The following is a 6999-nucleotide window of genomic DNA, read 5'->3' as shown; positions in this document are numbered from 1 at the left end:
TAGGTTTTATTATTCTTTAGTTAGTCTTTTTATTCTTTATTCTCTTTACTTCTTTACTCCCTTAAGTTTAAAACCTTACAAGCAATTAGGACAGCTTTGTTTATCAAAGCTAGGTCTCCTACTCTTGTTTGTAAGGTTTTAAGATTAAGGGGGTTGGTTGGTTTTTTTATTTTTTAGGTTTAATAATTTAGATTCCATTGACTATTTAAATTTCTGTTATTTACTAATGGAGTTTATTTAAAAATAAAATTACGAATCTTTGTGACGTATTCCCCACTCACAGAGTGCATCTAAGATAGGGATAAGTGTTTTTCCTTTTAGGGTAAGAAAATATTCTACTTTTGGAGGAATAATTGCATACTCTTTACGCTCTACTAAACCATCTTTTTCTAGCTCTCGTAAAGTATTGGTAAGAGTTTTGAAAGAGATATTGCCCATATATCTTTTGATTTGATTATAACGCAATAGTTCAAAGTGAGATAGAGCATATAAGATTCCTATTTTATATTTTCCTGCTATCATAGAAAGTGCATAGGCAAAAGGTGAGTTAGCTAGATTCTCCGCTTTAATGCAGGATAATTCTTTGGTCATTATTTTCCTAAATGAGGATGTTTATACTTTCTTTTTGGTAAGTATCTTACTTTTATTTCCGTATTGTATCTTTGAAAAGTTTAATTTATAATTTTGCTTTATTAAAAATAAAGAAAAAATAATGAACTTTGAAAAACTTATCCAAGAGCGATTCGCTTGCAAGGCATTTACCGATGAAATTATAAAAAAAGAGGATTTGGATTTCATTCTTGAATCTGGACGATTAAGCCCTAGCAGTTGCGGTTTTGAACCGTGGAGATTTGTTGTAGTTAGCAAAAAAGACAATGAAAATTTAAGCAAGATTTGCTTTAATCAAGAAAATGTTGCAACTGCTAGCCATAACATCATCATCCTAGCAAGAATGGATTTACAGGCTAAAGATGAATACATCAAAAAACAAATAGCTAGATTCTGCCCTCCTGATGATGCAAAGTTTGAAGAGATTCTTAATGCTTATACTTATGAAACAAATACGCTCAATCCAGAACAGCTTTATGCTTATGCCAAAGCTAATTGTTATTTAGCATTGATGCAAATGTCTTTAGCGGCTATGAGCAGGGGGATTGATACTTGTATGATAGGTGGCTTTGAAAAGGATAAAGTGGATTCTTTTTTAGAGCTTTCTTATCCCTTTGAAACAGCAGTTATTTTGAGCTTAGGCTTCAGGAAGGAAGCACCAAAATATAGCAAGAAGCGATTAAGTATAGAAGAAGTAGTTTGCTATTATTAATACGGATTTAAAAACGATTATTCTCCTAAGGGAGGATTATCTGGGTTGTCAGGATCATATATTTTATGCGTTTTACTAGGCACGATAATGCCCTTAAACTCTGCTGGATCAACATCTTTACCATCATTGCTAAGCTTTAAAAGCTCTTTTTTAAACTCATAAATGCTATTTGGCTCATAAAAATTCCCCTCTGTTGCTTCCGCTAACATTTTTAAGAAAGAAACATTTTTATCCAGTGAGAAAATATGAATCTTTACCCAATTCTCCTTAGATCCTTGAGAGTTATAGACAATATTGCGATTGAGATTTTTAGTAAGTGCTAACATTTTATCAGCGTTATACATATCACTTTGATTTCCATTAGTGATAAGATAAATCTCTTTTTTTAAGCCATTATCCTTAGTAAAATGGCTCATTCCCTCAATGAGTGCGTAATTAATCATTTCAGTGGGATATTTTTGAGTCTGTAAAGATTCTGCATTTTTTATGAAATCTTGTTCATTTATGGAATCACCAAAATCTTTAATATTATAGGCACTAAAGCCTATGAGTGCGATTTTTGCATAAACCCTCTTTTCGTCTTTAAAAATATGTTTTGCAATAAAAGGAGCAATTTCTTTAAAAGCAAGCACATAATCCTTCATCGAATCTGCTATATTAATCACAATAGCGATTTCTTTACTAGGTATTTCACGGAGCTTGAGATTAAATTTCTCCTCACCTTTTTGGTAATTGCTTAAAATAAATTCTTGCTTATCGCAAATACTCTGCACTTTTAAATTATCATCTTTAAAAAAATACATAAATTCTTTATTAGGGCTAGTATATGTATTGCTCTTATAGTCATAAATCCCACCCTCTAAAATCCTTCCTGCAAAGCGAATATAATGTATCCCATTAGGGATTTTTTGAGAATTTATGCTTTCCCCATCTTTAACCCAAAAAACACTCGGATCAAAATGCGATATATCGCGTATGCTATTGCATTTGAATCCATAGATTAAATTAGGAAGCGTAGTTTCAATAAGGTTTTCATCGACTTCTGGGATATTTGATAATGTCTTAGCACAGGCTAGAGAGAGCGTTAAAATCAAGCCAAATATTATTTTAAGGGGCAAATTTAAAATAAGTGTTTTTTGAGATTCCATAAGTACATTCCTTGTTTAAGTTTTAATTAAATTTTACCAATAATTACATTGCAAAACAATAAAAACACTTCACATTCGCTCAATCTAACAAGTAGTAGAGATGTTTCAAGCATTGCCCTTAGCGCGACAAAAGTATGATTTATCCTTAAGCCAAAGGGCAAAGCTCTATTATTTCCTCCTTTTGCAAACTAAAACTAACCCCTTGAGTTTCTCAAAAGCCTCCTAATTGCCACACAAAGTATCAAGCAAAAAGCACCCAAAATTGAAATGGATACGCAAAAAGATTTAAGATAAATTGAGAGCGCAAGCGATATATCGCCCTCAAATTTGACAATATTGGCACTTGCGATAATGCTAATATACTCTGCATCTAGTCCCGTTGTTGTTGCGGATATGGTAATAAAAATGAGCATTAATGCGCCATATAGTGCCACACCAACAGCCTCGCTTCCCAATCGACAAGAATTAAGTACACCAGCTGCAAGTCCAGCCCTATTTGAATCTATGCTGCTTAATGCAAGATTATCAATTGCGCCAGCATGTAAGCCCATTCCGATTCCAACAATAAACAAAAGTAATAATGTGAGAATTATCTGCAAATCATTATGGACAAAATATAAAACCAGAGCAAGGAGTATCAAGCCAACGCTCATCAAAAACGACATTAAAAGAGCGAGTTTTTTAGAATCCCACCCCGCATTGAGCATTTTTGACGCAAGTAGGGGGCAAAAAAGCATAGGCGTAGTCAAAGCAAGCATAAACAAACCAGAAGCAGAAGCACTAAGAGAAAAAACTACTTGCAAAAAACTAGGGAAATAGGTCAGCAAAACAACAAAGCTAAAACCCGCAATCACGGTAACAAGCGTAAATCCAAAGAAAGCTTTATTCTTTAAAACTTCTAAATCTAGTAAAGGATTTTTTCCTTTTGAATGATGAGATTTTTGCTGCCACACAAACAGAGATAAAGATGCAACAAAAATAACAATGGACATGATAAATTCGGTATTTAAATGTGCCATATTGCTAATAAATGACATGAAAGAAAAAAGCAATACAACAAATAAAGATGCGCCCACAAAATCAAAAGATGTTTTTTGATGTATCTTGTCTTTAGGTATTGATGATGCTAGAAGCAATACAAAAATAAGAACAAGAAAATGAAAAGCAAAAATGGCACGATAAGAAACAGGCATATTTATAACAGAAACCGTAGCAAATATATCAATAAGCAATCCTGAAATCGTTGGACCAAATGTGATGCCAAGCCCTGCTGTTGTCCCAAAAAAAGCAAAGGCTTTTGCTCTTTGTTTTTCCTCAAAATTTTGGATGAGCAAACTTGCACCACTTGCAAATACGCTTGCCCCGCCAATTCCTGCTATTGCTCTTGCAATATCCAATGTGAACAAATCTTGTGCAACAACAGAAAGCAAAGAACCCAACACGTAGACAAAAACGCCGGACAAAAGACATTTTCGAGCACCAAACCTATCTGCTAAGCTTCCCCATATAAGCGTAAAGCTTGCAAAAAATAGATTGAACGCATTCACAACCCATTGCAAAGCAATAGGATCATTGCCCAATTCTTGAGCGACAAATGGCAATGCGATAGCTGTACCAGAAATAGAGCTTGGAACGACAAAAACTGCAAGTAGCACCGTGAATAGTAAGAGGTTTTTATTGGATTTCATAATTTTCCTTCTGGTCGAAATTAATAACGGGAATATTTTTAGGGCGATGCAAGATAACACCATTATCCCACCCTATTTCAATATCAGAATCAATAGTTAGATTGGGAAACTCTAAAAGAATCTCTTGCAATATAGTTTGGATTTCTATTTCAGCCAAATTCCTACCCATACAACGATGTGCACCATACCCAAATTGCAAATGTGCCTTATTTTTTCTAAATGGATTAATGTGCAGAGGATTGATAAAAACAGAAGAATCTCTATTGGCTAAAAAGACATCTGGATACACAACAGAACCCTTAGGGATTACCCCCTGCACAAGCCACATCTCCCTTGTAGTAATTCGTGGGAATGTGGAACCTGTACCCAAATTTGTCAACCGAAAAATTTCATTTATCATATCATAGATTAAATCCCTGTCTTCTTGTAATAATTTCCACAAAATAGGAAAATATAGCAAAGCATACACAACTTTAGAAAGTCCCGTTAAGACATTTTGATATCCACCTAATACCGAACCTAAAAGCAAACCACAAATTTCTTTATCTGAAAGTGGTGGATTAGCCTTGCCTCTATTTTGAACCCATGAATCAATAATGCCATTTTTTTGGGTTGATTGTGTGCCGTCTATCATATTCATAATATATCGATAAAGCTGAGTAAAATTCTCTACGAGTTTGTTCGTGTTATTTTTATCAGCAAGTTGCACTGTCTTACTTAATGGTTTTAAGATTTGTTTATACATATCCAAATCTATACCCAACAAATGTGCATTAATTTCAATAACAATAGAATCTAAAACAGGGAATAAATCAAAATGTTTCAAATCTTTTAATTGCCCTAAATGCTTTTGTGTAATCTTTACCATATCACCTTGAATATTATTTATACTCGCAGCACCATAAGATTTCATAGCAAAATCTTTCATCCTTTTGTGTGCATCACCATCAAGATTCAATAAAAGTTCATCGGGCGTGAGTGTGGGCAAAATACTTGCACCACCTATTTGGTTTGTTGGTTTTCTCAAACATTGAGAACTTGTTAAGACTTCTCTTACATCTTTGTAATTAGTAATATGGTATGCCTGATGTCCGCTTAAAATTTCAATCATTCCTAAGCTATTAGGAGTTGATTCGGAAATAACTTTATAGTCAGGAACAAAATCATAATCTGGAATATCCTTAATACTTGGAAAATTGACTATAAAGTATTCTTGAATATCCCTTAAAACCTGTGCATTAGATTGAAACAAAACAACATTCCAGCCTTTCTCTTTGGCAGATAAACAATTTTCCCAAATATCATCAATTAATAGATTCTCAGCGCCTATGCTGCCCGATATTTTCTCTGCTATAGCAAAAAACTCCTTATCAGGTTTGCGACAAAAAAACTTGCAAGAATCAACAATAAAATCGGTATATTCATCTAATTTTATCATTTTTTTCCATTCCTGCTCCCACTCAACCACATTATTAGTCAATATACCTAACCGATAGCCTTGCTTTTTAAGGCTTTTAAAAAACCATATCATTATAGCATTTGCTTCAATTCCCATAAACCATTGTTTGCCAAAATTTTCTAGCTCCGCTTTTGTGGTGTCTAAATTGGGGTATAGTTTTTGCAATGACTTGCGCAATAAGGCTCCCCATTCCGACTCCATTAAAACTGCATTTTCAATGGGGGCAAGCATTGGCATATTCATTGCATTTGCTACGTCAAGCATAGCTTCCTTTAGTTGGTTTGGAGAAATACCCGTCTTAATATGATATATATTAAATATCTCTCCAATTGGAGGAGACAAAACACCGCCAAAATCAAACCAAATAGTCTTAATCATTGCCAATCCTTAAAATAGCAAATTTTAACTTTGATACAACACAGACTTTATCATTAGAAATGACTTGTATATCAATCATAAAATCATCATTTTGCATATACACATCATTTCTTTCAGAACAACATTGGGTTACATTAAAAAATTCACAAAAAGATTTAAACTCTACAATAATTTCTTTAAGCGATAAGCATTCAACAGAGACATTATATTGGAATGCTGCAAACAGGGCATGTTGGCGCAAGCTTTCAAATATGAGGCTAGCAGGTATATGGTCTAGGGGATGGTCAAAAAAAGCGGGGTGCTGCATATTTGGCATAAGAGTTGAGCAAAACATCTTGTCATTACATATAAGATTGCCAATGGCAATATTACTATCCAATTTCTTGGCTACCATTTCCTTTGGTGCAGGCTGTATATTGTTAATACTATATTCTACATTTTGAGCAGAACGTCGTAATTTTTCCCATATTTTGGGTTGAAAAAAAGAAATATCCATCGTCTTTGTTGCATAGAGTTGTGAATTAATATACATGCTCATATCCAATACAATCCCGACAAGAATACCTTTCTTTATCTTAGATTGAACTATTTTAGCCACAATAACCACCCGATAATTATCGGTTACGTTCTTACTATCTAAGTAATTATTAAGAATATTGAAATGGGCACTGTCAAAAATGAATTTAAAATCTATAGGAATAGAACAAAAAGAATGGGAAATATAAATAGAACATTGTCTAAAAACCTCTAAGACAAGGGAAACATCAATCTGTCGTATAGAATCATTGTAATACAAATGACTTCTAGGCAAAAAAGCTGAAATCAAAAAGGTATCATCAGTGTATTTATGAGAATCTGTCAAAAATACCTCACTCAAAAATGCTTTATGAACAAATCTCTTAGAAACAACATTATCAAAACAAGGCTGCCAACGCTTTAAAATTTTATCATTGAAGTTATCTTGATACATTTTATCCCCCCATTAAAACTGCATTTCTTTTCTTT

The 6999-nt window shown here is 33.5% G+C and carries 6 protein-coding genes; 1 reads left to right on the top strand and 5 read right to left on the bottom strand.

The genetic code is table 11. The annotated features are described in order from the left end of the window. Positions 1–249: 249 nt before the first annotated feature. Positions 250–591, bottom strand: coding sequence for a winged helix-turn-helix transcriptional regulator (locus tag C6H18_RS09275; RefSeq protein WP_104722810.1), 342 nt, complete (start codon positions 589–591; stop codon positions 250–252). Positions 592–712: 121 nt separating this feature from the next. Between C6H18_RS09275 and C6H18_RS09270 the strand changes: the two genes are divergently transcribed. Continuing rightward, the gene (locus C6H18_RS09270; RefSeq protein ID WP_104722809.1) at positions 713–1321 is read left to right on the top strand and encodes a nitroreductase family protein; all 609 of its coding nucleotides are present in this window, start codon (positions 713–715) and stop codon (positions 1319–1321) included. Between the two features lie 17 nt (positions 1322–1338). Here C6H18_RS09270 and C6H18_RS09265 read toward each other — a convergent pair whose 3' ends face one another. The 4 genes from C6H18_RS09265 to C6H18_RS09250 all read right to left on the bottom strand — a co-directional run bounded on the left by C6H18_RS09265 (position 1339) and on the right by C6H18_RS09250 (position 6964). After that, positions 1339–2469: a vWA domain-containing protein gene (locus C6H18_RS09265; RefSeq protein ID WP_104722808.1), complete on the bottom strand. Its 1131-nt coding sequence runs from the start codon at positions 2467–2469 to the stop codon at positions 1339–1341. 194 nt (positions 2470–2663) lie between these two features. Further along, a complete protein-coding gene (locus C6H18_RS09260) occupies positions 2664–4157 on the bottom strand; it encodes an MFS transporter (RefSeq protein WP_158654910.1) in 1494 nt (497 codons plus the stop codon). Beyond that, positions 4144–5994, bottom strand: coding sequence for a cytochrome P450 (locus C6H18_RS09255; RefSeq protein ID WP_104722806.1), 1851 nt, complete (start codon positions 5992–5994; stop codon positions 4144–4146). The genes C6H18_RS09260 and C6H18_RS09255 overlap by 14 nt, the downstream gene beginning before the upstream one ends. Continuing rightward, positions 5987–6964 (bottom strand): AfsA-related hotdog domain-containing protein, encoded by a 978-nt coding sequence (locus tag C6H18_RS09250; RefSeq protein ID WP_104722805.1) that lies wholly within the window; start codon positions 6962–6964, stop codon positions 5987–5989. Before C6H18_RS09250 ends, C6H18_RS09255 begins: the two co-directional genes overlap by 8 nt. Positions 6965–6999: the final 35 nt, after the last annotated feature.

The organism is Helicobacter mesocricetorum, from assembly GCF_900198605.1.
In the GTDB taxonomy this organism is placed as follows: domain Bacteria; phylum Campylobacterota; class Campylobacteria; order Campylobacterales; family Helicobacteraceae; genus Helicobacter_D; species Helicobacter_D mesocricetorum.
The sequence above is the reverse complement of the archived record's forward strand: the minus strand, read 5'-3'. Positions and strand labels throughout refer to the sequence as shown.